21 protein-coding genes are annotated in these 25,111 nt (G+C 68.4%); 5 read left to right on the forward strand and 16 right to left on the reverse strand.

Annotated elements, in window-relative coordinates; genetic code table 11:
* Positions 1-63: 63 nt before the first annotated feature.
* From SB771_RS01780 to SB771_RS01800, 5 genes are all read right to left on the reverse strand, one after another.
* Positions 64-1,473, reverse strand: coding sequence for an MFS transporter (locus SB771_RS01780; RefSeq protein ID WP_175659556.1), 1,410 nt, complete (start codon positions 1,471-1,473; stop codon positions 64-66).
* Positions 1,474-1,686: 213 nt separating this feature from the next.
* Positions 1,687-2,523, reverse strand: a complete 837-nt coding sequence (locus SB771_RS01785; RefSeq protein ID WP_165752767.1) for an ABC transporter permease — start codon at positions 2,521-2,523, stop codon at positions 1,687-1,689.
* A 37-nt stretch (positions 2,524-2,560) separates the two neighbouring features.
* Complete coding sequence (locus tag SB771_RS01790; RefSeq protein ID WP_175659770.1) at positions 2,561-3,823, reverse strand: ABC transporter permease; 1,263 nt, start codon at positions 3,821-3,823, stop codon at positions 2,561-2,563.
* A gap of 102 nt (positions 3,824-3,925) precedes the next feature.
* The gene (locus SB771_RS01795; RefSeq protein WP_006753702.1) at positions 3,926-4,972 is read right to left on the reverse strand and encodes an ABC transporter substrate-binding protein; all 1,047 of its coding nucleotides are present in this window, start codon (positions 4,970-4,972) and stop codon (positions 3,926-3,928) included.
* Between the two features lie 77 nt (positions 4,973-5,049).
* Positions 5,050-6,147 carry an ABC transporter ATP-binding protein gene (locus SB771_RS01800; protein ID WP_175659557.1) on the reverse strand — a complete coding sequence of 366 codons (1,098 nt, stop codon included), beginning with the start codon at positions 6,145-6,147 and terminating at the stop codon, positions 5,050-5,052.
* Positions 6,148-6,255: 108 nt separating this feature from the next.
* Between SB771_RS01800 and SB771_RS01805 the strand changes: the two genes are divergently transcribed.
* Entirely contained in the window at positions 6,256-7,779 is a 1,524-nt protein-coding gene (locus tag SB771_RS01805) for a PLP-dependent aminotransferase family protein (protein ID WP_138848564.1), read from the forward strand.
* A gap of 53 nt (positions 7,780-7,832) precedes the next feature.
* On the opposite strand, the gene SB771_RS01810 is transcribed toward SB771_RS01805, so the two are convergent.
* From SB771_RS01810 to SB771_RS01830, 5 genes are all read right to left on the reverse strand, one after another.
* Positions 7,833-8,867, reverse strand: coding sequence for a lipase secretion chaperone (locus SB771_RS01810; protein ID WP_175659558.1), 1,035 nt, complete (start codon positions 8,865-8,867; stop codon positions 7,833-7,835).
* Between the two features lie 3 nt (positions 8,868-8,870).
* Complete coding sequence (locus SB771_RS01815) at positions 8,871-9,965, reverse strand: esterase/lipase family protein (RefSeq protein WP_175659559.1); 1,095 nt, start codon at positions 9,963-9,965, stop codon at positions 8,871-8,873.
* Between the two features lie 229 nt (positions 9,966-10,194).
* The gene (locus SB771_RS01820) at positions 10,195-12,324 is read right to left on the reverse strand and encodes a TonB-dependent copper receptor (RefSeq protein ID WP_175659560.1); all 2,130 of its coding nucleotides are present in this window, start codon (positions 12,322-12,324) and stop codon (positions 10,195-10,197) included.
* A gap of 83 nt (positions 12,325-12,407) precedes the next feature.
* Positions 12,408-12,776 (reverse strand): DUF2946 domain-containing protein, encoded by a 369-nt coding sequence (locus SB771_RS01825; protein WP_138848560.1) that lies wholly within the window; start codon positions 12,774-12,776, stop codon positions 12,408-12,410.
* A gap of 156 nt (positions 12,777-12,932) precedes the next feature.
* The gene (locus tag SB771_RS01830) at positions 12,933-13,469 is read right to left on the reverse strand and encodes a cytochrome b (RefSeq protein ID WP_105831388.1); all 537 of its coding nucleotides are present in this window, start codon (positions 13,467-13,469) and stop codon (positions 12,933-12,935) included.
* Between the two features lie 231 nt (positions 13,470-13,700).
* Here SB771_RS01830 and SB771_RS01835 point away from each other — a divergent pair, with 231 nt between their 5' ends.
* Entirely contained in the window at positions 13,701-14,339 is a 639-nt protein-coding gene (locus SB771_RS01835; RefSeq protein WP_175655095.1) for a Pr6Pr family membrane protein, read from the forward strand.
* A gap of 48 nt (positions 14,340-14,387) precedes the next feature.
* Here the strand turns inward: SB771_RS01835 and SB771_RS01840 are convergent, their stop codons facing one another.
* Positions 14,388-15,119, reverse strand: coding sequence for a peptidoglycan DD-metalloendopeptidase family protein (locus SB771_RS01840; RefSeq protein WP_011658329.1), 732 nt, complete (start codon positions 15,117-15,119; stop codon positions 14,388-14,390).
* A gap of 413 nt (positions 15,120-15,532) precedes the next feature.
* Here SB771_RS01840 and SB771_RS01845 point away from each other — a divergent pair, with 413 nt between their 5' ends.
* Positions 15,533-15,853: a hypothetical protein gene (locus tag SB771_RS01845; protein WP_011658328.1), complete on the forward strand. Its 321-nt coding sequence runs from the start codon at positions 15,533-15,535 to the stop codon at positions 15,851-15,853.
* Positions 15,854-15,964: 111 nt separating this feature from the next.
* Here SB771_RS01845 and SB771_RS01850 read toward each other — a convergent pair whose 3' ends face one another.
* The 4 genes from SB771_RS01850 to SB771_RS01865 all read right to left on the reverse strand — a co-directional run bounded on the left by SB771_RS01850 (position 15,965) and on the right by SB771_RS01865 (position 19,552).
* Positions 15,965-16,309 (reverse strand): DUF4148 domain-containing protein, encoded by a 345-nt coding sequence (locus tag SB771_RS01850; protein WP_006754857.1) that lies wholly within the window; start codon positions 16,307-16,309, stop codon positions 15,965-15,967.
* A 198-nt stretch (positions 16,310-16,507) separates the two neighbouring features.
* A complete protein-coding gene (gene gndA / locus SB771_RS01855; protein ID WP_006760524.1) occupies positions 16,508-17,920 on the reverse strand; it encodes an NADP-dependent phosphogluconate dehydrogenase in 1,413 nt (470 codons plus the stop codon).
* A 97-nt stretch (positions 17,921-18,017) separates the two neighbouring features.
* Positions 18,018-18,659: a DUF938 domain-containing protein gene (locus SB771_RS01860; protein ID WP_175659561.1), complete on the reverse strand. Its 642-nt coding sequence runs from the start codon at positions 18,657-18,659 to the stop codon at positions 18,018-18,020.
* Positions 18,656-19,552 (reverse strand): NAD-dependent protein deacetylase, encoded by an 897-nt coding sequence (locus SB771_RS01865; RefSeq protein WP_175659562.1) that lies wholly within the window; start codon positions 19,550-19,552, stop codon positions 18,656-18,658. The genes SB771_RS01860 and SB771_RS01865 overlap by 4 nt, the downstream gene beginning before the upstream one ends.
* 1,101 nt (positions 19,553-20,653) lie before the next feature.
* On the opposite strand from SB771_RS01865, the gene SB771_RS01870 reads away from it, so the two are divergent.
* A complete protein-coding gene (locus SB771_RS01870; RefSeq protein ID WP_175659563.1) occupies positions 20,654-21,613 on the forward strand; it encodes an LLM class oxidoreductase in 960 nt (319 codons plus the stop codon).
* A gap of 154 nt (positions 21,614-21,767) precedes the next feature.
* Positions 21,768-24,245, forward strand: coding sequence for a mechanosensitive ion channel domain-containing protein (locus tag SB771_RS01875; protein WP_175659771.1), 2,478 nt, complete (start codon positions 21,768-21,770; stop codon positions 24,243-24,245).
* A 13-nt stretch (positions 24,246-24,258) separates the two neighbouring features.
* Here the strand turns inward: SB771_RS01875 and SB771_RS01880 are convergent, their stop codons facing one another.
* Positions 24,259-25,086: a CerR family C-terminal domain-containing protein gene (locus SB771_RS01880; protein WP_175659564.1), complete on the reverse strand. Its 828-nt coding sequence runs from the start codon at positions 25,084-25,086 to the stop codon at positions 24,259-24,261.
* Between the last annotated feature and the right edge of the window lie 25 nt (positions 25,087-25,111).

Consider the following 25,111-nt stretch of genomic DNA (forward strand, 5'->3'; position numbering starts at 1 on the left):
GAAGGCCGGCACGCGGCGGAGGTTCGGCGCGCGCCGGCCGAAGGATTTCCAGGCTTCGGTGTGCTACTCCGTCGCCCGCTCCTTCACCGGCACCGGCGCGCCGGCCCGATGCGACGGCGCGAAGAGCCGCAACCCGCTCGCGACGCTCGCGGCGCCGGCAAAGCCCGCACCAAGCATCAGCGCGAGCGTCGGCCCGTGGCGTCCGGCGATGCCGAACGACAGCGCGACGAGCGCCGCGCCGGTCGCCTGCCCGATCAGCCGCGCGGTCGCGGTGGTCCCGCTCGCGCCGCCGCTGCGCTCGGGCGGCGCGCTCGACATCAGCGCCTTCAGGTTCGGCGACTGGAAAAAGCCGAAGCCCGCGCCGCACAGCATCATCCGCCAGCCGATGTCGAAGACGTTCGGCGCAGCCGGCAGCGCGGCGAGCGCCACCATCCCCGCGCTCAGCAGCGCGAGCCCGATCGCGCCGAGCAACCCGGGCGGATAACGGTCGGACAGCCGGCCCGCGATCGGCGCGGCCAGCGCGACGACCGCCGACCACGGCGTCATCAGAAAGCCGGTCTCCACCGCGCTGCGATGCAGGACGGTTTCGAAGTAGAACGGCAGCGATACGAACGCAAGCCCCTGCGCGGCAAACGCGCATACGGCCGTCAGCGCGGACAGCGTGAACACCGGCCGGCGGAACAGGTCGACCGGCAGCATCGGCGCCGGGTGCCCGGCCTGGCGGCGGATCAGCAGCCAGCCGAACGTGAGCGCGACCGCGGCCGCCGCGAGCACGACGGACAGCGGCCCGCGCTGCGCGAATTCGCCGAGCGCGAAGATCAGCGACGCGAACGTGATCACGTTGAACAGCGCGGCGAGCGGATCGAACACATGCTTGCCGCGCGCCGACTGCGGCAGCGACGGAATCGCGACGGCAAGCGCGAGCACGCCGAGCGGCACGTTCACCGCGAACAGCCACGGCCAGGCGGCCACCGACAGGATCAACGACGCGATCGTCGGCCCCACCGCGAACGACACGCCGACGACGAGCGCATTGAAGCCGACGCCGCGCCCGAGCCGGTGCGCGGGAAACAGGTTGCGGATCAGCGCGACGTTCACGCTCATGATCGCGCTCGCGCCGAAGCCCTGCACGATCCGCGCCGCCGTCAGCTGCGGCAGCGTCGACGCGAGCGAGCAGCCGAGCGACGCGAGCGTAAACACCGCGAGGCCCGCGACATACACGCGCTTGTGGCCGACGATGTCGCCGAGCGACGCAAACGGCAGCAGCGTCGCGACCATCGCGAGCTGGTAGGCGTTGATGATCCACACCGATGCGGCCGGCGACGCATGCAGGTCGGCGGCGATCGCGGGCAGCGCGGTGTTCGCGATCGCGGTGTCGAGCGTCGCGAGCGCGACGGCCAGCAGCACGGCGGACATCGCGCGCCAGTTGACGGCCGGCTCCCGGGCGCCGGCGGGGGAAGCGAATTCGGACAAGATGAGGCTCGGCTGACGAGCGACGCGCGGCGTCGCGAAATTGAGCGGCGCGGCGGCGCATGCCATGCGGTGAAACCGGTTCACGTACCGTCGCGACCCGTATTGTTACAGAGCCGCATCGAACCTGCAGGCAAGCGCGCCGTCAGTCAGCGAAACGAAAGCTTCGGGATGCCGCGCCGGGCGCGCGGCATCGTTGAGGGCACAACGATCGTGTTACGTCACCGCACGTCGCGCGTTGCGTCCGCGCAGCCATTCGAGCGCGAGCAGCAGGCTCGTCGAGAAGATGATCAGGATCGTCGCGAGCGCAGCGATCGTCGGGCTGATGTTCTCGCGAATGCCGGTGAACATCTGGCGCGGCAGCGTCGTCTGGTCCGCGCCGGCGAGGAACAGCGTGACGACGACTTCGTCGAACGACGTCGCGAATGCGAACAGCGCGCCCGACATCACGCCCGGCGCGATCACCGGCAGCGTCACGCGAAAGAACGTCGTGACGGGATTCGCGCCGAGCGACAGGCTCGCACGCACCAGATTCTGGTTGAAGCCCTGCAGGGTCGCGGCGACCGTCGTCACGACGAACGGCACGCCGAGCGCCGCGTGCGCGGCGATCAGCCCCGTGTAGGTATTCGCGAGCCCGAGCGGCGCGAAGAACAGGTACATGCCGACGCCGACCACGACGACCGGCACGATCATCGGCGACAGCAGCACGGCCATCAGCAGCCCCTTGCCGCGGAAGTCCGCCTTCGTGAGGCCGATTGCGGCGAGCGTGCCGAGCACGGTCGCGACGACGGTCGCCGACGGCGCGACGATGAAGCTGTTCTTCGCGGCCATCCGCCACTCGTCGGATGCGATCAGGTTCTCGTACCAGCGCGTCGAGAAGCCGGGGATCGGATAGACGAGGAACGTGCTCGACGAGAACGACAGCGGCACGATCGCGAGCACCGGCAGGATCAGGTACAGCAGCGTCAGCACGACGAGTACGCGCAGCGCGACATACCACGCGCGTTCGACGAACGACATGTGCGGCGCGAACAGCGGCCTGGCGAGTTTCATGGTCGACATCCCCTTCCCGTTTCCCTGTGCCCGGCGCTCAGCCGAGGCTTACGTTCGAGCGCGTGAAGCGCCCGTACACCGCATACAGCACCAGCGTCGCCGCGAGCAGCAGCCCGCCGAGCGCGCACGCCATGCCCCAGTTGATCGTCACGTTCGTGAAGTACGCGACGTAGTAGCTGACCATCTGGTCGTTCGGCCCGCCGAGCAGCGCGGGCGTGATGTAGTAGCCGATCGCGAGGATGAACACCAGCAGCGCGCCCGCGCCGACGCCCGGATAGGTCTGCGGCACGTACACGCGCCAGAACGCCGCGAACGGATGGCTGCCGAGCGATACGGCCGCGCGCTGGTAGGTCGGCGGGATCGACTTCATCACGCTGTAGAGCGGCAGGATCATGAACGGCAGCAGGATGTGCGTCATCGAGATGTACACGCCGACGCGATTGAACAGCAGCGCCAGCGGATGCGAGATCAGCCCGCTGCCGATCAGCGCCGTGTTGATCAGCCCCTCGCTTTGCAGCAGCACGATCCACGCGGCCACGCGCACCAGCACCGACGTCCAGAATGGAATCAGCACCAGGATCATCACGAGGTTCGCGCGCCGATCCGACAGCGTCGAGATCCAGTAGGCGAGCGGATAGCCGAGCAGCAGCGCGAACAGCGTGACCGCGACGCCGATCACGAACGTGCGGCCGAAGATCGACAGATAGATCGACTGGTCGGGATCGGCCTGCACGATCCGGCCGAAGCCGTCCTCCTTGTGGTCGAGCGCGGCGAGCAGGTAGAACGGCGACACCTGGCTGCCGTTCTTCGCGATCGCCTGCCAGTACGCGGCATCGCCCCAGCGCGCATCGAGGTCGAGCAGTTTCGCGCGCGTTTGCGCGGGCGTCAGCGCCGCGCCGGCATCGTTGTCGCCCTTCAGCGGCATCGCACGCGCCGTCTTCGCGACGAGCGAGCGGTAGCCGGGAATCTCGGTGTTCAGGCGCCGCGCGAGCGCGCCCATCGCCTCGCTGTCGGCGACCTTCGTCATGTCGGCCGCGAGCGCGACGTACGCGGCGTCGGCGGGCGGCGCCTTGCGGTCCCAGCCCGACAGCGCGGCGACTGTCTTCGGCAACGCGGTCGCGATCTCGGGGTTCTGCACCGCGCGCGTGAGCAGCGTGCCGATCGGCACGACGAAGATGAGCAGCAGGAAGATCGCGAGCGGCGCGACCAGCAGCAGCGCCATCGTGCGCTTGCGGGCCTCGGCGGCCTTCAGTTCGCGCTTGAGCGCGGCTGTCGACGGCGAGGAAGGAGCGATCGTCATCGTGTTCAACGGTTCTCTCCGGCCGGGCTCGATCCGGCGGAATGCCGCGCGACGCGTTCGGCGCGTCGCGCGGCAGGTTGCATCAGGACAGCCTGAAGACGCTTACTTCGTGGCCCACGCGCTGAAGCGCTGCTCGAGCTCGTCGCTGTGGTCGGTCCAGAAGCCGATGTCCTCCAGCACCGCGTTCTTGCCGTTGGCCGGCGAGTTCGGCAGGTTCGCGAGCGTCTTCGCGTCGAGCGACTTGATCGCCGCGACGTTCGTCGGCCCGTACGCGATGTGCTGCGCATACCCTTGCTGCGGCTTCGGCGTGAGCGTGTACGCGATGTATTTCTCGGCCAGCGCCTTGTTCGGCGAACCCTTCGGAATCGCCCAGTAGTCGAGGTCGTAGATGCTGCCGTTCCACACGACCTTCAGGTTCTTGCCTTCCTTCTGCGCGGCATCGATACGGCCGTTGTACGCGGTCGACATCACGACGTCGCCGGCCACCAGGAACTGCGGCGGCTGCGCGCCGGCTTCCCACCACTGGATGTACGGCTTCAGCTCGTCGAGCTTCTTGAACGCGCGGTCCTGGCCGGCCTTCGTGCCGAGCACCTTGTACACGTCCTTCGTCGCGACGCCGTCGGCCATCAGCGCGAACTCGAGGTTGTAGCGCGCGCCCTTGCGCATGCCGCGCTTGCCGGGGAATTTCTTCACGTTCCAGAAATCGGCCCAGCCGGTCGGCGCGGACTTCAGCTTGTCCGCGTTGTAGGACAGCGCGGTCGACCACACGAAGAAGCCGACGCCGCACACCTGCGGCGCTTCTGGAATCAGGTCGGATTTCTTCGCGATCTTCGACCAGTCGAGCTTCTCGTACAGCCCTTCGTCGCAGCCGCGGTTCAGGTCGCCCGATTCGACTTCGACCACGTCCCAGTTGACGTGCTTCGCCTCGACCATCGCCTTCACTTTCGCCTGCTCGCCGTTGTACTCGACGGCCGTGACCTTGTTGCCGGTCGCCTTCTCGAACGGCTGGTTGAATGCGGCCTTCTGCGCGTCGCCGTTCGCGCCGCCGAAGTTGACGACCGTGAGTTCGGCCGCCGTGGCCGATGCGCCGACGACAGCCAGTGCCAGTGCGAGCGCGGTGCGACGTGCGGTTGAGCTTGCTCCGTTCATGATGGTTCCTCTCCTCTCGTGGTGGAAATGGGCTTTGTTGTTGACGACGTGCTACGGAAAAACGGTGAAACCCGGTGTCACGCGAATACGCGCAGGTGCTCGGGCGCGAAGGCGAGCGCGACCGGTGCGCCGGGCGCGAACGCGTGGAGCGCATCCGTGCCGAGCGGCACCTTCACGAAGCATTCCTCCTGGCCCGGCAGCGCGCAGCGCATGCGCACGTGATCGCCGAAATAGATGAGACTGCGCGCCTCGCCGGTCACGCGGTTGGCGGTGGCACCATTCGCGTGACCGTTGGCCGCAAGGCTCATGCGTTCGGGGCGGATGCAGGCGACGGCCGGCGCGCCTGCGGCCGCATCGCCGATGCGACGCCCGACGAGCTGCGTGCCGTCGTCGAGCCGGAATTCGCAGAACTCGCCGTCGACGCGCGCGATGGTGCCGCGCAGCCGGTTGCTGTCGCCGATGAAATTCGCGACGAATTCGTTGCACGGCGATTCGTACAGGCAATCGACGGTATCGAGCTGCTGGACGATGCCCTTGTCGAACACGGCGACGCGATCGGACATCGTCAGCGCCTCGCCCTGGTCGTGCGTCACGTAGACGAAGGTCACGCCGAGCTTCTCGTGCAGCGCCTTCAGTTCGTATTGCATGTGTTCGCGCAACTGCTTGTCGAGCGCGCCGAGCGGCTCGTCCATCAGCACGAGCTTCGGCTCGAACACGAGGGCCCGCGCGAGCGCGATGCGCTGCTGCTGGCCGCCCGACAACTGCGCCGGATAGCGCTTCGCGAAGCGTTCCATCTGCACCATCTTCAGCGCATGCGCGACGCGCTCCGCGCGCTCGGCGGCCGACAGCTTGCGCACCGTCAGCGGATACGCGACGTTCTGCTCGACCGTCAGGTGGGGGAACAGCGCGTAGTTCTGGAACACCATGCCGATGTTGCGCTTGTGCGGCGGCACGGTATTCAGCAGTTCGCCGTCGAGCCAGATTTCACCGCCCGTCGGAAACTCGAAGCCCGCCAGCATCATCAGGCAGGTGGTCTTGCCCGAGCCGGACGGCCCGAGCAGCGTCAGGAATTCCCCTCGGTGGATGTCGAGGTCGAGCGATTTGACGACCAGCGTCTCCCCGTCGTAGGTCTTCCGCACGCCGCGAAAGCTGACGATCACATCATCGGACTTCATCGTGGCTGTCCCCTTGCTGCGCGACAATTGATTATGAGATGAGATTCACTATACGGCGCGCACGGTCCTACAATAGGGAACCATTTCAATATTCCGCGTGGGACCACTTTGGACACCGTCATCGTCGCTGACTGGCTATCGGGCCGGATCGACCGCAGCTCGCCCGAACCGATGTACCGGCAGCTGCTGCAGCTGATGCAGCAGGCCATCCTGACCGGCGAATTGGGGCCGGGCACAAAACTGCCGAGTTCGCGCACGCTCGCGGCCGACCTGTCGATCGCGCGCAATACCGTGCTGCACGTGTACGACCAGCTCACCGCCGAAGGCTACGTGCTGACGACGACCGGCAGCGGCACCTACGTGGCCGACACGCGGCCGGACGCCGCCGTGATCCATGCGCCGGGCGCCGCGCCGCCGCCGTCAGCCGCCGACGAACCGCCGCAGCCGGACGCGCACGGCGGCCTGTCGATGCGCGGCCGGCAGCTGATCGAGCACGCAGGCGTGTCGCGACGTCAATGGGGCGCGTTCATGCCGGGCGTGCCGGACGTATCGGAATTCCCGAGCCGCACGTGGAGCCGCCTGCAGGCGCGACTGTGGAAGGAAGCGAATCCCGAGCTGCTGACCTATGCGCCGGGCGGCGGCTACCGGCCGCTGCGCCGCGCGCTCGCCGACTACCTGCGCGTCGCGCGCTCGGTCAAATGCTCGCCGGATCAGGTGATCATCACGACCGGCATCCACCAGTCGATCGACCTTGCGGTGCGGCTGCTGTCCGACATCGGCGATCGCGCGTGGGTCGAGGAGCCGTGCTACTGGGGCGTGCGCAGCGTGCTGCAGGCGACCGGCCTCACGCTTACGCCGGTACCGGTCGACCAGGAAGGCATCGATCCGAGCGCGGCCGACATGCAGCAGCCGCCGCGGCTCGTGCTCGTCACGCCGTCGCACCAGTATCCGCTCGGGATGGTGATGAGCCTCGCGCGGCGCCGGATGCTGCTCGAATACGCGCGCCGGCACCGCTGCTGGATCATCGAGGACGACTACGACAGCGAATTCCGCTACGGCAGCCGCCCGCTCGCGTCGCTGCAGGGGCTCGACGACGGCGGCCGCGTGATCTACGTCGGCAGCCTCGGCAAGATGCTGTTCCCGGGCCTGCGGATGGGCTACATGGTCGTGCCCGAGCATCTGGTCGACACGTTCCGCACCGGGCTGTCGGAGCTGTATCGCGAGGGCCAGCTGATGCAGCAGGCCGTGCTCGCCGAGTTCATCATGGACGGGCACCTGACTTCGCACGTCAGACGAATGCGCACGCTGTACGGCGAGCGCCGGCAATTGCTGATCGATGCGATCCATGCGCGCTTCGGCGACGCGCTGCCGGTGATGGGCGACGAAGCCGGCCTGCATCTGGTGCTCGGCCTGCCCGACGCTTGCGACGATCGCGCGGTCACGCAAAGCGCGTTCGACGCGGGCGTGATCGTGCGCCCGCTGACCAGCTATTACAGCCGGCTTGACACGGCACGCCGCGGCCTGCTTCTCGGCTATGCATGCGTCGCGCACGAAGGCATCGGCCCCGCGTTCGACACGCTCGCGGCGACCATCGAACAGCACCTGCCGCGGCACTTCACGCGCGCGGCGTGATGGCGTGATGGCGTGATGGCGTGATGGCGTGCGCCATCATGCGCCATCGTTCGTCATCGCGCGGCAGCCGCGCCGCGGTCGAGCGACGCCGCTCGCACTGCTTCGCCGGGCTTCGAGAACATGCGCTGCCTGAGCGCGGTGATCTGCGCGTCGCGATCCTGCGGCGACAGCCCGGCCGCTTCGATCTGCGCGCGCTGCGCCGCATAGTCGGCGTAGCGGCTCTGCCACGACGCGTCGTCCTGCTGCATCTGCGCGACGCGTGCGGCGGCGTCGGGCCCGAGCGTCTGCGTCAGTTGCGCGCGCATCGCGTCGGGCGTCGCCCCGCTCTTCTGCAAGTGCGCGATCTGGTCGATCGCGGCCTGCTGCCGGTCGGCCTTCTGCCGTGCCGCGCGTTCGTCGGCCGGCATCTGCTGCGCGAGCGCCGCGAGCCGCTCCGCCTTCTGCGCATCCGTCAGCGTGCGGTCCTGCGCAATCTTCAAGCGGGCGAGATCGTAGCGCTGCCGCCACTGCTCGGCGCCGAAGAACGGCTGGCTCCAGTCGCCGAGCGTCCGGTACGCGATCGACACGCGCTGATCGAGCGCGAGCTGCAGCGCACCGAGATCCGACTTGTCGACCGCGCCGGCGTCCGGCAGCTTCGCGAGCGCGTCGAGATACGCACGATATCGATGCCAGACGTCGAGCGCCTCGGGCTGCGCGATCGTGCCGTCGAGCTGCGCGGCGATTTCGCGCACGACGAGCGCATCGAGCGCGGTCGCGCTCAGGTCGCTCCGCGCGCTCAGGCAATAGTCGAAGAAATCGCGAACCGCGCGCGACCTCGCGAGATGGCCGCCGGCATCGAGCGGCAGCCGCGGCGCGCTGGAACCGGCAAGCGGCGACGGCAGGCCCGCGCTTGCCGGCAGTGCGGGCGGCAGCGGTGCGGCGCTGCCGCCGTCGCGCGCCGCCGCATCGGCCGACAGGTGCGCCATGTCGGCACCGCGATGCGACGCCGCGCCGCTCCAGATCGCGACGCCGGCGATCGCCGCCATCCCGACCGCACCGTAAACCACCACGCGCCGCGCCAGCGGCGCGCGTCCTTCACGTGCCGTCATCGATCACACGCCCGCGAGCTTCAACCGGTTCGCATGCGTGCGGATCACCGCGACCGGATCTTCCGCATACGCACCGCGCACGCCGAGCAACTGGTTGATCTCGTCGACATGGTTCCACTTGTAGTTCGTGCTCAGCACCTTCCCGTACAACGCGCTGCACTTCGACACCAGCCCGTCGTTCTGGCCCGACGCGCGATTGATCATCACCGTGCCCGTGCCGAGCAACGCAAGCGTCGACAGGTCGAGCGCGTTCGCCGGATCGACCAGCGGAATCGTGCTGGTGTCGGCCGCGCCCGTGACGCCCAACGCGGAAACGGTCGGCTGGATCGCCGTGCCGGCCCACGAATACAGCAGGTGCGTATTGCCGCCGACGCTCTCCGTCGGCGCACCCGTCTGGCAACTGCCCCGCGCGCCGAGGCCCGCGCTCGGATAGTTCTGGTTGTACGTGGCGGCCTGGGCGGTCGTCAGCGTCTTCAGCGCGGCGAGCGCGTCCTGGTTCGTGTTGTTGTTGCTGCTCGTCAGGATTCCGAACACATTGACGAACGCGGCGATCACCGACGACGACAGCCCGGTCGGATCGTAGGCGAGCACGCCCTGCACGAAGTCGGCGAACTCGGAGCCGCGATGCGGCGTGCCGATCGTCGTCACCGACGCGACGAGATCGGGCGCAACGGCCGCCACATAGCGCGACGTGAGACCGCCCTGGCTGTGACCGACCAGGTTGACCTTGGTCGCACCGGTCGCGGCGAGCACCGTCTTCACGTAAGCGAGCAACTGTTCGCCGCGTCCGTTCGGGCCGTCGTCACTCTGAAATCCGGACAGGTTCGCGACGTAGACAGTCGCGCCGTGCTGCTGCAGGTCGTCCTGGATGCCATACCAGTACTCGAGCACGCCCGCGTACTTGTCGGTGCCGGTGAGCCCGTGCACGAGGATGATCGGATAACGCGTCGTCGCGTAGTCGTCCGACGGCGCGGTGGCCGCCATCGCCGCGTGCGTCGTCGCGAGCGTCATCATCGCGGTCGTCCCCGCGAACGGCGCGACGCTCATCGCGCATGCCACTGCCCCTGCCACCACCCTGGAACGCATCGATCTGGCCATGCTTGTTCTCCTGATTATTGTGCTGCCGGTGCGAATGAGATCGGATCGACGCGCACGGCACGTTGCCGACAGTCGCGGCCATCGTGTGCGTCGAATGCGGGAGTGAATCACGAGTCGCCAACGTTTGCGCCCTGACTAGATACGGTTCTCTAATCGGTTGACGTGCCCCGCCCGTTCGGGCGGGGTCGCGTCGATGCGCGTGCATGCTGCATCGCACACGCGTCGTGGATCAGAGCTTCGCGCTCACGCGCACCCATGCCGTACGCCCCGGCTCCATCACCGGCGCATTCGCCGGATAGCCGAAGCCCGCATTGCCGGCGAGGTTCAGGTGTTCCGCATAGGCCTTGTCCAGCACGTTGTCGACGCCGACCGAAATCTGCACCTTCTTGCTGACGTTGTACTGCGCATGCAGCGACAGCACGCCGAACCCGGCGCTCGGACCGAAGTCCTTGCCGACCACGTTGCCCTCGTTCAACGCATAGCGATGCTGCGGCGCAACGATCCGCCACAAGCCGCCGGCCGACCATGCGCCGCGCGTGTATTCGAGCCCGACGCGCGCCTCGAGCGGCGGCATCTGCGGCAACGGATCGCCGCTCGTCGCGTTGCGCCCCCATGCGTAAGCAAGCGACGTCTCGACGCGCAGCGGTGCGACCGGCCGCCACGACACGCCGGCTTCGCCACCGAAGATCTGCGCGTTGACGTTGGTCGCCTGCGTGGTCGGGCCCATCATCCCGGCCGCGTAATTGAACAGGATGTAGTCCTGCACATAGCCCGCGTACGCCGACACCCACGCATCGACCCGCTCGCTCTTGTACTGCGCGCCGATGTCGAGCTGCGTGGTCTTCTCCGGCTGCACCGCCGAGAATGCGTTGACCGAACCGGCCGGCCCGCGCTTCGCGGAGAACAGCTCCCAGTAGTCCGGATAGCGTTCCGCATGACCGACTCCCGCATACCACGTGACCGGCAGCGACGCGAGATCGCGCTCGTAGCGCACGAAGCCGCTCGGCAGCACGCGTGCGCGATCGTCGTCGAAGGTCGGGTTCGGCTTGCTCGCCATCATCCCGCTCGTCGTCGCCCGCTTGTCCCGGGCGCTCGCGTAGTCGACCCGCGCGCCGCCGATCACGCGCGACGCATCGCTCGCATACCACGTCAGCTCGCCGAACGCGCCCGCATTCCACATTGTCGCCTGCGCATCCCACGGCTGGTCGCCGTAGTTCTGCCGCCCCATCGCCGAGCGCGCGTCGAGCCGGTTCGACTGTGCGTCGACGCCGGTCACGAGCTTGAAGTCGTCGCCGAAACGAAACGTCGCCGCCGCCCGCGCGCCGAGCGTGCGGCGCCGCACTTCGGATGCCATCCGCATCGGCATGCTGCTGGTCGGGTCGGGCTGCCGCAGCGTGGTGTTGTCCATCACATGGTCAGCTTCGTTGTAGTACACGCGCGCCTCGATGCGGTCGAGCACGTCGCCGAGATGCCGCTTGTCGAACGACAGGCCGAACGTCTCGCGGCGGAAATGCGCGCCGTCCATCCCGCGCCCCGCATAGCGCGCATAACCGTCACCGGTGCCGGCCGTCAGTTCGACGCGCGTGTGATCGTCGGGTGTCCAGCCGAGCGCCGCATCCGCGTTCCATTTGTCCCATTGCGACGGCACGGTGTTGCCGTTGCCATCCTTGTAATCCTGCGCGTGCGCGTGGTTCGCGCTCACGCGGCCATAGACGTCCGGCGTGCCGGCCGTCACGTCGACGTTCTGATCGTTGCGGCCGAACGAGCCGCCGACCACGCTGCCGTCGAAGCGCATGCCGGGGCGCTCGAAGCGCGGCGTCACGCGTTCGAACAGCACGGTGCCGGCCGATGCGCCGGGGCCGTACAGCACGGTCTGCGGCCCCTTCACGACCGTGACCTTGTCATAGCTTTCCGGCGCGATATACGAAGTCGGCGCGTCCATCCGGTTCGGACACGCACCGAGCGTCGGCATCCCGTTCGCCAGAATGTTCAGCCGCGAACCGAACATCCCGCGCAGCACGGGGTCGCCGTTCGTCCCGCCGCTGCGGATCGACGTGAAGCCGGGAATCGTCTTCAGGTAGTCGGCGCCGTCGCTGGCCGGCAGCGGCTGGCGCGGCGTCTTCGGATCCGTGACGATGACGAGCGGTGTCGTCAGCGGCGACGCGACGACTTCGACGGGGGGCAGCAGCACGGCCGCGTCGTCCGTCGGCGCACCGGCCGCACGTGCGGCTTCAGCGGCGGCCGCCGCGGTCATCGCGCCGACGGCCAGCGCGGGAATGGTGAGTTTCAGCATGCGCGGCACGCACCGCGCACGGGAATGGCGCGACGCCCTGGGCGCGCGCAAGGAAGGAATGGTCATGATCGAAAGCCCGAGTGACGCCCTCCACGCGGCCTCGACGGACCGCACGGATGTCGGCGATGAATGGAACGGAAGACAGCGCGTCAGGCGCGCTCGGGCGGTGCGCGTGGATACGCGCGCGGATAGGGGGTGGCGCGCGACGCGACGGCATGCGGCGCGACGGCGGAAACGACCTGGGTGGGGACGAAAGCGAACGATACGGCGGCCGCGCCGCCGATCGCGGGACTGTGCGCGAAGAAGCCGCAATAGCCGCACGCATCGAGATGGCGCGCGGGATCGTGCGCGTGGCCTGCATCGGGCGCGCGGTGCGCGCCATGCTCGCTACCGCAGACAATCGCGTCGGGTGTTGCCACCCGTGCGAGGCGCCACTGCGACACCAGCGGCGCCGCGATCGCGAGCCAGATCGCGAACACGCCGAGCCAGGCGGTCAGATGACGATGTCGATGCAGCATGCGCGGCGACGCGTAAGCGGAATGTAAAAACAGCCGAGATGTTACCGAAGGTTCGCCGCGAAGGCCAGCCGCGCATCGCGGTAAACGAACCGGGGGCGCATGGTTGTCAACACAACCATGCGCCCCCGGCCGCCGCGCGGCTTCAGCACGCGGCGATCACGGCGCCATGCGTCGCAGCACGTCGTCGCGCCGCACGAAATGGTGATAAAGCGCGGCCAGCGCATGCAGGCCGATCACGAAGTAGAACGCATTGCCGAGCAGTTCGTGCACCTCCTTGATCGTCGGCCGCAGCGCCTTGTCGGGGCCGAACAGCGTGAACGACACGCCGATCCAGTCGAGCGACACGGGCTTGCCGCCCATGTTGATCATCATGATGCCGAGCAGCGGCTGGGCGATGATGAATACGTACAGCGCGACATGCGCGAGCTTCGACAGCCACTTGAGCAGCGGCGCCTGCACGATGGGCTCCGGCACGCGGCTGACCACGCGCCACAACACGCGCAGCACCGAGAGCACGAGCACGGACGTACCCGCGAGCAAGTGCACGTTCATCCAGAACGCGCGACTGTCGCTGCCTTTCGGTCCGCGAATCTCGATGGCGAGGTAGGCCAGCGCCACCAGCAGGAAGATGATCCAGTGAAAGAAGATCGCAGGCGAGCTGTAGCGCGTCTGTTTCGCGAGGATGTTTCTCATGCTTGGTCTCGTGTTTCTCGTTTGTATGTGGGGCAGGCAGATGCAGCGCCAGGCGGTACCCGGCGGCTGCACCGATTGTAGCCCCGCGTGCGGCCGCTGTTGCCCGGCCCGATCAAATATCCGAAGAATTCGCGCAGCCACGCGTCACCGCGCCGTCATATGGAAAATCCGCATCGCGCGCGCCGATGGCTGTGGCACGATGAAGCTTTCGTGCGACGTTGCGCGGGCATCATGAGCAAAGCGTTCTTCGTTGCGGCCTACCGGCTGATCGCCGCGTTGCTCGCGGTGTCGACCACGCTGCACAGCGTCGCCGACTACTGGGCCATGCCGACCTTTCATCTCGGCAACTACCTCAGCTACTTCACCCAACTGAGCAGCCTGTATGCGGCGGTCATGCTGATCGCGGGGCTGTCGCGCGTCACGCGCCCGGGCTCGCCCCGCTATGAATCGATGCGCGGCGCCGCCGTGCTCTACATGCTGATCACCGCGATCGTCTACGAGCTGCTGCTCGCCCGGCTCGATGCGCTGCTGCACGTCACACCAGCCCTGAACAACTGGGTCCTGCACCGGATCGTGCCGCTCGTGGTGCTGTGCGACTGGCTGTACGTCGAGCCGCGCTCGCCGATCCCGTGGCGCAGCGCGCTCGCATGGCTCGCCTTTCCGATCGTCTATCTCGGCTATACGCTCGTGCGCGGCTCGGTGGAGAACTGGTATCCGTATCCGTTCGTCGATCCGCGGCCGCACGGCTATCTGCCGGTCGCGATCCAGTGTTCGCTGATCGCGCTCGGCGCGACGGGGCTCGCGGTGGGCATTCGCTGGCTCGGCAATCATGCGAGACAGTCTGACGCCACGGAGCTTAAGGAAGGATGAAGGCGGGAACGTGTGCGCCGCTAGGCGCACACGTCGTGATGCGGCGCGTCAGCCGCCGTTGCGCGGCAGGAAGTTCATCGGATCGACGACCTTGCCGTTCTGCCGGACCTCGAACTCGAACGTCGAGCGGCCGCTCGCGTCGGTGCCCATCTCGGCGATCGGCTGGCCCACGCGCACCGCGTCGCCTTCGTTGACGAGCAGCCTGCCGTTGTGCCCGTAGGCCGTGATGAGCCCGTTGTCGTGCTTCAGGATCACGAGCGGGCCGTACGCCTTGACGCCGGAGCCGGCGTAGACCACCCGCCCGTTTGCCGCGGCCCGCACCGAATGGTCGGGGCCCGACGCGGCGATCGTGATGCCGCGCGTCCTGCCGGCCGAGAACGGCGCGGCGACGCTTCCCGTCGCCGGCCATGCCAGCGAGCCCGGTTGCGCCGCGGTGGACGGCTGCCCGAGCGACGTCGCGGCAGGCGGCGGCGCGACGCGCAGCACCTGGCCGGGCGACACGGCGTCATTGGGCGACATGCGGTTCCAGCTGGCCAGGTCCTGCACGCGCTGCCCGTAGGCGGCGGCGATGCCGGCGAGCGTGTCGCCCGGATTCACGCGGTAATAGCCGGCGATCACGCCCGGCGTGGCGGCCGACATGGGCGTCGACGGCCGCACCGGCTGCCAGCTGTCGGTCCACGGCGTCATCGTACAGCCCGTCAGCGCGGCGGCCGCGACGATGAGCGCCGCCTGCGGCAACCAGCGCGCGAGCGCCTCGTGGATCGGAATCGTTTCTCTCAAGGGTCCTCCCGGATTTGCGTCGATGCGCCGCCCACCGCCCTCCGGCACGCGACGCACGATGTCCGGCCGCACGGCCGGACCAACCAGTATCCGACCGCTGTCGCGGCCGTCAGTTTCCACAGCGGGACGCCGACGCGACGGGGCTCACCGGCCCCCTTTTCGCGCCATTTGCACGTCGTCCCGATCGTGAAAGATACCATTTGTCGCGGTCGGGACAGCGACAGGCGCCTGACCCGGCAACAATCTTGCATCGCCCCGGCCACGCGCCGACGGCCCGCAAGCCGCGCCGCGCGGGCGTCCGGGCGGGTTCCTGCCGGCTGGACCGGGGCGGCCGGCCGACCAATGCCCCGTTGCCGGCCACCTCCTATACTCCGAGATGCACCACACGATCCGCCAATAAAGAGGAGATCAACATGAACAATGCGACATTTCTGTCCGTGCAGCTCAACGCCGAGGATTTCGCCGGTTCCAGCGGCCTCGTCGAATTGCTCAACCGGCACCTGGTGTTCGCGACGGACGTCGCCGAAGCCGCGGACGCCCTCGTCCAGCTGGCGAGCGTCGCGCACCTGAGCGGCGCGACCCGGCACAGCGTCGAGCTGCCGGTGCTCGCGATCGAGCGGCTGCGCGAGGCGCTCGACACGCTGAGCGGCTACGACGAAGCGTGGCTGCAGGCGCTCGAACCGGCCGAGGCGCTGTTCCGGGACATCGGCCGCGGTCCGCGGCCGCTGCACTGACGCGGCGGACGCCAATGAAAACAGCCCGTCGTTCCGTGATGCGGAACGACGGGCTGCGTGTACTGCTCGGAATCAGCTCAGGCCGCGCACGCGGCCGGCGATCGAAGGCGATTAACGACCCTTGTAGACCGGTGCGCCATCCGACACGCGCTTCACTTGCCAGCCGGTCTTGGCGGCTGCCGGAGCGCCCGACTCTTGCTGGGCGGCCGATTGCGCGCCATAGCCGCTCGTATCGGCAGCGGCGACGTTTTGTTGCGGGCTCAGACGGGCTTCAGCTGCCTGGATGCCTGCCGGGTAGTCGGTACGGTCGCTGCCCAGCTTGTAGCCGGCCTGTTGCAGCTCGGCCAGCTCGGCCTTGACCTGCGCACGGGTGACGGGCGCGTTCTGTTGGGCAAACGACACGGCGGGAACGGCGAGGACAGCAGCTGCAGCGAACGTTGCGATCAGCGATTTCATGATTACCTCCGGTATTTTTTGCTTCGCCGCACACACCATGTCTGCAGCGATTGATCAAAGTTTAGTCCGGAGATCACCTAGGGAAAACCATGAAAGAACGAAAACACTGTTTCCGCGGAGCCAACAATTCCGGGATCCGGGAACGAAAAACCCTACTCAAAGAATAGAATTTCGCAACAATACTGTCCTCGCAGCCCGTTACGACCAGTTCGCGTGGAAGCTGCCCGGCTTGTCGGTGCGCTCGAACGTGTGCGCGCCGAAGAAGTCTCGCTGCGCCTGCACAAGGTTCGCCGGCAGCCGCTCGGAGCGGTAGCTGTCGAAGTACGCGACCGCCGACGCGAACGCCGGCACCGGCACGCCGGCCTTCACCGCGGCCACCACGACGTCGCGCAGCGACGCCTGATAGTTCGCGGCGATGTCCTTGAAGTACGGGTCGAGCAGCAGGTTCGCGAGCGCCGGATCCTTCGCGTACGCGTCCGTGATCTTCTGCAGGAAGCGCGCGCGGATGATGCAGCCCGCGCGGAAGATCTTCGCGATCGTCCCGAGGTCGAGGCTCCAGCCGTACTCTTCGGACGCCGTGCGCAGCTGCGCGAAGCCCTGCGCGTACGAGATCACCTTGCTCAGGTACAGCGCGCGGCGCACCGCTTCGATGAACGCCGCACGGTCGCCGTCGAACGGTGCCGCGGCCGGGCCCGACAGGATCTTGCTGGCCGCGACGCGCTCCGTCTTCAGCGACGACAGCACGCGTGCGAACACCGACTCGGTGATGAGCGGCAGCGGCACGCCCAGATCCAGCGCGTTCTGGCTCGTCCACTTGCCGGTGCCCTTCTGCGCGGCGCGATCGAGGATCACGTCGACGAGGTGCTTGCCGGTTGCGTCGTCCTTCTTGCCGAAGATCTTCGACGTGATCTCGATCAGGTAGCTGTCGAGTTCGCCCTGGTTCCACTCGGTGTACACCGCGCCGAGTTCGTCGTTGGTCAGGCCCGCGACGTCCTTCAGCACCGCATAGCTCTCGGCGATCAGCTGCATGTCGCCGTATTCGATCCCGTTGTGGACCATCTTCACGTAGTGGCCCGCACCGTCCGGGCCCATGTACGCGACGCACGGCTCGCCGTCCGACGGTGCCTTCGCGGCGATCTGCTTGAGGATCGGCTCGACCAGGTCGTATGCATCGCGCTGGCCGCCGGGCATGATCGACGGGCCGCGCAGCGCGCCCTCTTCGCCGCCCGACACGCCGGTGCCGATGAAGTGCAGGCCCGATTGCGCGAGTTCCTGGTTGCGGCGGATCGTGTCGGTGAAATGCGTATTGCCGCCGTCGATCAGCACGTCGCCCTTCTCGAGCAGCGGCTTGAGCGATGCGATCGTTGCATCGGTCGCTTCGCCGGCCTTCACCATCATCAGGATCCGGCGCGGCGTTTCGAGCGACGCGACGAACTCCTCGAGCGTATAGGTCGGTACCAGATTGCGACCGGGGAATTCGGCGATCAGTTCGTCGGTTTTCGCGCGGCTGCGGTTGTACACCGACACCGCATGACCGCGGCTCTCGATATTGAGTGCGAGATTGCGGCCCATCACCGCGAGCCCGATCACACCGATGGCTTGTTTGCCCATTATTCAATTCTCCGGAAAAAACGGGGCGCGACCCGAACCGGGCCGCGCGCACAGGCGAAAGGATAGTGGAAACCCGGCCGCGATGCGCGCCGGCGTGTCATTGCTCCGCGTGCGGCAGCCGGCGGAACACGACACTCAGGTTGTTCGCCGGCATCTCGATGACCTCGGTGCAGTCGAGCCCGCGATCGAGCCCGAGCGCCACGACCGCCTCGAGATCGCGCACGCCCCACGACGGGTCGCGGCTGCGCAGCTGTTGGTCGAAGGCTGCGTTGGACGGCGCCGTGTGCCTGCCTTCGCGGCGATACGGGCCGTACAGGAACAGCACGCCGCCCGGGCGCAGCGCGCGCGACGCGCCGTCGAACAACGCGTCGGTGCACGCCCACGGCGAGATATGGATCATGTTGATGCAGACGATCGCGTCGAGCGCCGCGGCCGGCCACGACGCATCGCGCACGTCGAACGCCAGCGGCTCGGCCAGGTTCGCGAGGCCCGCATGCGCGACCCACGCGGCGATCGAGCGGCGCGCGTGCGCGTCGGGATCGCTCGGCTGCCAGCGCAACCCCGGCAGCGCCTGCGCGAAATGGACCGCATGCTGCCCGGTACCGCTCGCGATCTCGAGCACACTGCCGCTCGCCGGCAACACGCGGCGCAGCACGTCGAGGATCGGCCCGCGATTGCGCTCGGCGGCCGGCGCCGACAGCCGCGCGGACGGATCGGGCGAAGACGTCGACCCGGTCACGATGCGTGCTCCGGTGCACCGCCGCACACGCCGAGCCGCGCGTTCAGCGCGTCGAGCGCGGGCGCGCATCGCGCCTCGACCTTCAGCGTCAGCATCGGATCGGCGCGCGTGCGGCCGAGGTTCAGCGCGGCGACGGGCTTGTTCCGCGCCTGCGCCCACACGCAGAACCGATAGCCGGAATACACCATCAGCGACGAGCCGACGACGAGCAGCGCATCGGCCGCATCGAGCGCCTGCGACGCCAGCACGACGCGTTCGCGCGGCACGTTCTCGCCGAAGAACACCACCGCCGGCTTCAGCAACCCGCCGCAGGCCGGGCAGGCCGGAATGCGGAACGTGTCGAGCGCGGCCCATTCGAGGTGCGCGTCGCCGTCGGCGGCGGGCTCCGCCTGCGCGCCCAGCAGTTCCGGGTTGTCCGTTTCGAGCACGGTCTGGATCGTCGCGCGCGCGTGATGCGCGCCGCAATCGAGGCACGTGACATGGTTGATGCCGCCATGCAGTTCGATCACGTCGCCGCTGCCCGCGCGCTGGTGCAAGCCGTCGACGTTCTGTGTGACGAGGCGCTCGATCCGGCCCGCGCCGCCGAGCCGCGCGAGCGCGACGTGCGAGCGGTTCGGCTGCGCGCGCCCGACCACCGGCCAGCCGATCATGCTGCGCGCCCAGTAGCGTCGGCGCGCCGCGTCGGAACCGAGGAATTCGTGCAGCTGGATCGGCGGCGAGCGCATCCATTGACCGTTGTGGTCGCGATAGCCGGGAATGCCGGAATCCGTGCTGATGCCCGCACCGGTCAGCACGAGCAGCCGCGGATGGCGCTCGACGAACGTGTGCAGCGCATCGAGCGCGGCCGGATCGACGCTGGCGGATGAGGGGTCGTGCAAGGTGGTGTCGTTCATGTTGGCGGCGCGTGTTCGGGTGCGGCGGCAGGTCGTGCACCGCACGGGCGGCCAGCGCGCCAGCACATGATACAGAACGCCGCGCGATCGGGCCGGCGGTCCGCGCGCGAGACCGGCGCGCAAAAAAAGACGCCCATCGACCACATGGTGACGGGCGCTTCAACAATTGATCCATCGGGGTAGTGGATCAACTGACAGCACAATGTCATCGGATCCGCCGCGGCACGGCCGGCGGACCTTTCCCCGGAACTACACCTTCTATTTCCTGTTTGGTGCGCGGATCGCCGCGCTGGACCGCATGCGGCACGCACGCGCATGCGTCGGGCGCGGTGCGCCCGCGTTTCGCGCGTCGGCATGATGATCCGGAAGTCATGGTCGCCATCTGCATGCACCGGCGGTTCATCCCCGACGACCGACCGGCAATCGTCGGCCTCGCGCGTCACGCGTGCACGTCGTCGTTCAGAACGAATCTGGTGGGTTCGGATGGAATGGAAGGCCGCGCGCTCACGTCGCCGCAATCAACGGCGACGCGAAGTCACGGGCAGGTCGGCGATTCATGTTTGCAACACGGCGCGTTGCGATTCGGTCTGTTTTCATTCTGTTGTCCCCGTCTTCTGTACGTCCGACCCACTGAAGCGATCGCCCGGCCCCTGCTGCGCCCGCGATCGCGCTCACGGCACATACAGATATGCAAGGAGCGCACCATGCTTCGCTGCGCAAGGCTGCGCAAGGCTGCGCAGGCCGATGAAACGACCCCGATGCAAATCGCACGGCAATGGCAATGCGTGAATGTTTCGAAAGTGAAACGACGGGAAACGGCCCGGGAGAGCGACGGCGAAGTTGCAGGAGTGGGGATGCGTGCGCCGGCCGTACGCTCGCGCCCGCACGATGCCGACGGTCTGCTTACAATCGCCCGACGCCGGCCTCGTTCATCGCGCGGCGGTCGGTCGTCGGCACCGGACCGAGCGGCGCGTGGCGGAGCGCCTCGGTCCCACTCCGCGCAACACGACGCTGCGGATCGCGTCGCGAACATCGCGAACACGTTAGCATTCGGACACCGTACGGCGCGCGAGCGCGTCGCCCCGTCTTCAAGGAATCGACATGCCCCTGCCCGCCTTCGACCGCGCCGACGTCGCGCATCGCGTCTTCTCGGCCGAGCGACTGTCGATCGGCCTGACGTTGCCGCTGCTGCGCAGCGGCCACACCGTCGCGGATTTCAATGAGCAGCTCGAACTCGCGACGCTCGCCGATTCGCTCGGTTTTCGCGCGCTGTGGATTCGCGACGTGCCGCTGAACAGCGCCGACTATCCCGACCCGGTCGGGCATCTCGATCCGTGGGTGCTGCTCGGCGCGCTCGCGGCGCGCACGCGCCGGATCGTGCTGGCGAGCGGCGCGATCGTGCTGCCGCTGCGTCATCCGCTGCATGTCGCGAAGGGCGCGCTGTCGGTCGCGACGCTGTCCGGCGGACGCTTCATCCTCGGCCTCGGCTCCGGCGACCGGCCGCCCGAATATGCGGCGTTCGGCGTCGACGCGCAAACGCGGCGCGACCGGTATCGCCGGCATTGGGACATCGTCGCGGCCGCGCTCGCCGTGCCGTCCCGCGTGGTGCCCGACGAAACGCCGCCCGACGCACCCGAGTTCACGCTGCTGCCGCGCGGCGACGACGCGGTGCCGATGCTCGCGGTCGGCTCCGGCGGACAAAGCGTCGACTGGATCGCACGGAACGCGATCGGCTGGATGACCTACCACCGCGATCCGGACACGCAGCGGGCGCGCCATTCGATGTGGCGCGCGGCGGTCGAGCGGCTTGCACAACCAGCCTTTCGCGCGTTCGGCGTGTCGATGCGGCTCGATCTCGATGCGAATCGCGATGCGCCGGCCACCGCGCTGTCGCTCGGTTACGCAACCGGAAGCAATGCGCTGATCGGCATTCTCCGGGACATGCGCGCGGCCGGCACGCACCATGTCACGCTGAATCCCGGCTCGGACCGGCCGGTGCGCGAGGTCATCGAAGAAATCGCCGAGCACGTGCTGCCGGTCTTTCACGATGAGGAACGCTGATTCGTCAGGAATCCGCATCCAGCATGCCCGGTGCGGTATGCCCGAATCGAATATTCATCGACGGAACTATTCGGTGGCGCTCGCGATCATGTTAACTTCCGTCCATCGTCCAGACCGGCGGGCCACGCTTCGACGCGCGCCCGCACGCCTACTCATGCGACATTTCCTGCTCGGCTGGCTGCTCGCCGCCGTCGTCTCGGCCGCCCACGCGGCCGCTCCCGCCCATGCCGCCGCATCGGCCGCCTCCGGCGCCGTGCCCGCGCTGACGCCGCAACAGGCGCAGCAGGCGCTCTCCGTCCTGCAAAATCCGCGCGAGCGCGAACAGGTCGAAACCACGTTGCGCGCGATCGCGGCCGTCGGCGTGCTGAGCACGCCCGCGCTGCCGGCGAGCGGCGCCGCGCCGGCCAGCGCGGCATCGGCTGCCGCCACCCCCGCCGCGCTGACGACGAACGGGCTCGCGTCGCTGGTCGTCCGGCAGGGATCGCGCTGGGCCGCCCAAATCGGCGGCGCGCTGCGCGAATCGCTGAGCTCGCTGCTCGATGTCGGCTCGGTGGGCAACTGGTGGCACGAGCGGCTGGTCCGCGCCGACGCACGGGCGGACCTCACGCGCGCGATCGGGATCATCCTCGCCGTGCTCGTGCCCGCATTTGTCATCGAATGGTTCGCAAGGCGGCTCCTGCGGCGCGCGCTGGCCGCCCTGAGCGCGCGTCGCGCCGAATCGTCGCGCGTGGCCGAAGACGAGCCAGCCGGGCCAGCCGAGCCCGCCGGGTCCGAGCCGCCCGCCCCGGACGACCACACGGCCCCAGCCTCCACGATCGACGCCGCCGCCCGGGCGGACGGCACCGGCAGGCCCGATACGTCGTCGCAAGGCCGCGGCCATGCGCGGCGCAACACCACGCTGCTGCGCCGGATGCCGCGCGCGCTGATCAGCCTCGCGCTGCGGGTCGTGCCGCTGCTGGTGTTCGTCGGCGTCGCGAGCCTGACGATGTCGTTGCTCGACGACACCGGCACGCCGACCGAAATCGCACTCGAATCGCTGATCGACATCTACGTGATCTGCCGCCTTGTGACGATCGTCAGCCGGCTGTTCTTCCAGCCCGATGCGCCGCAGCTGCGGCTGCTGCACATCAGCGATGCCTGGGCCGCGTTCGCGCAGCGCTCGATCGCGCGCATCGCGATCGTCCTCGGCGCCTGCACCGCCGCGGTCGAGCTCGCCGGCAGCTTCGGCCTCAGCGACGCCGGTCACGTCGCGCTGCTGAAAGCCGTCGCGCTCGTCGGCCACCTGATGATCTCGGCGCTGATCCTGCGGTGCCGCCAGCCGGTCGCCGCGCGCATTCGCGCGGCCGGCGACGAGCGGCCGGCCTTCGCGGTGATCGGCAACGCGCTCGCCGACGCGTGGGCGCCCGTGGCGGTGTTCGTCGTGATGGCGTTGTGGTTCGTGTGGGCGCTCGATGTTCACAACGGCTACCGCGTGCTGATCACGCTCGGCGGCCGCTCGATCGCCGTGATGGTCGGCATGCGGATCGTGTCGATCGTCGTGTTCGGCGCGCTCGCGCGGCTGTTCCAGCGCCGCGACGACGATCGCACGCTCGTCCACCTGCACGCGTACCGCTACTACCCGCTGATGCGCCAGATCGTTTCGGCGGTGATCGCCGTCGTGACCGTCGTGCTGCTGCTGCAGACCTGGGGCGTGCCGATCTTCCATGCGTTCGGGACCGGCACGATCGGCCATCGGCTCGCGTCGGCGCTGATCACGATCGCGATCGCGGCCGTCGTCGCGCTGCTCGTATGGGAAGCCGCGAACATCGCGATCGAGCGGCGCCTGCAGCTATGGACGCGCGAAGGCAACCTCGTGCGCGCGGCGCGGTTGCGCACGCTGCTGCCGATGCTGCGCTCGCTGCTGTTCATCCTGATCGCGCTCGTCGTCGTGCTGACGGGCCTCAGCGAAATCGGCGTGAACATCGGCCCGCTGCTCGCCGGCGCCAGCATCTTTGGCGTCGCGCTCGGCTTCGGCTCGCAGAAGCTCGTGCAGGATTTCATCACCGGGATCTTCCTGCTGATGGAGAACGCGATGCAGGTGGGCGACTGGGTCACGCTCGCCGGCGTGTCGGGCACGGTCGAATACCTGTCGATCCGCACCGTGCGGCTGCGCGCGGGCGACGGCTCGCTGTACACGATCCCGTTCAGCTCGGTGACGACCGTCAACAACACGAACCGCGGGCTCGGCAACGCGGCCGTCAAGGTCAGCATCGCCTACGGGCAGGACATCGATCTCGCGATCGCGACGCTGAAAGAGATCGGCGCCGCATTGCGCGACGACCCGAATTACAAGGACGGCATCCTGTCGGATTTCAGCTACTGGGGCATCGACCAGGTCGACGGCGCGATGATCGCGCTGGCCGGACAGATCCAGTGCAAGGACTCGGCGCGCTGGGGCGTGCAGCGCGAGTTCAACCGGCGGATCGCGGTGATGTTCCGCGAACGCGGGATCCGGATCGCGAATCCGCAGCGCAGCCTCGTCGCGTATGACGAAGGTTCGCGACCCGTGGGCCCCGAATACGATGGCGATTCCGCCGACATGCCTGCCGCCGACACGCATCCCGCGCCGCCACCGGAGCGCAAGCCGAACTGATCGCGCGTGCCGCTCAGCGTGCCGCCGGCTTCTTCGCACGCGGCACGCGCTTCGCGGCGCCGGTCGATGCAGCAGGCTTCGCCGCGCGTTTCGCGCCCGCACCGCGCCGTAAGCCGACCGGCGCTTCGTCGATAATGGCACCGCGCTGCGCATGCCAGTGTTCGAGCAGCACGCGCGTCTGGTCGGCGATCGTCGCCATCAGCAGCGCGCCGCCTTCACCGTCGAACCCGTCCCAGTCGAGCAACTGCAGTGCCGAGCGCTGCACGAGGTGGAACACCGTCAACTGCCCGAACAGGCTCATCGTGCGCAACCGCGTGACGGGATCGTCGGCCGGCCGCCCGGAGATCCGGCCGACCAGTTCGGCGCTCACGTCGTTCAACGGTTTGCGCACGCGCTTCATCAGAATGTCGGTCGCGCCTGCCGGCTCCTGCCCGACCTGCTCGCGCGCGAAGAACATCCGTTGCCCCAGCGTCTTCGGCACCGTGAAGATCCGGTCGGCCAGCGTGCGCAGGATGACGATGAACGCGTCGATCAGCGCGTCGACGTCCGCCTCCGCGTCGAGCGCCGCACGCGCATGCTCGACCGCCGGCCCGAGCACGCTCCAGCCGATCTCGGCAATCGCCTCGACGCACGCGCGGTACACGCCTTCCTTGTTTTCGAAGTAGTACTGGAGCGCCGGCGCGTTCACGCCGGCCTTCGCTGCGATGTCGCGCGTCGATGCGCCCGCGAATCCGTGTTCGCCGAACAGCTCGATCGCCGCATCGATGATTCGCCGACGCGTCTCGTCGCCGCGCGCGTAGCCGCCCGTCGACGTACGGCGCAGCTTCTTCGCTTCGTTCATGCCTTCCTCGTCACTCGATCGAACC

The organism is Burkholderia sp. SIMBA_051, assembly GCF_046534915.1.
Lineage (GTDB): Bacteria > Pseudomonadota > Gammaproteobacteria > Burkholderiales > Burkholderiaceae > Burkholderia > Burkholderia ambifaria.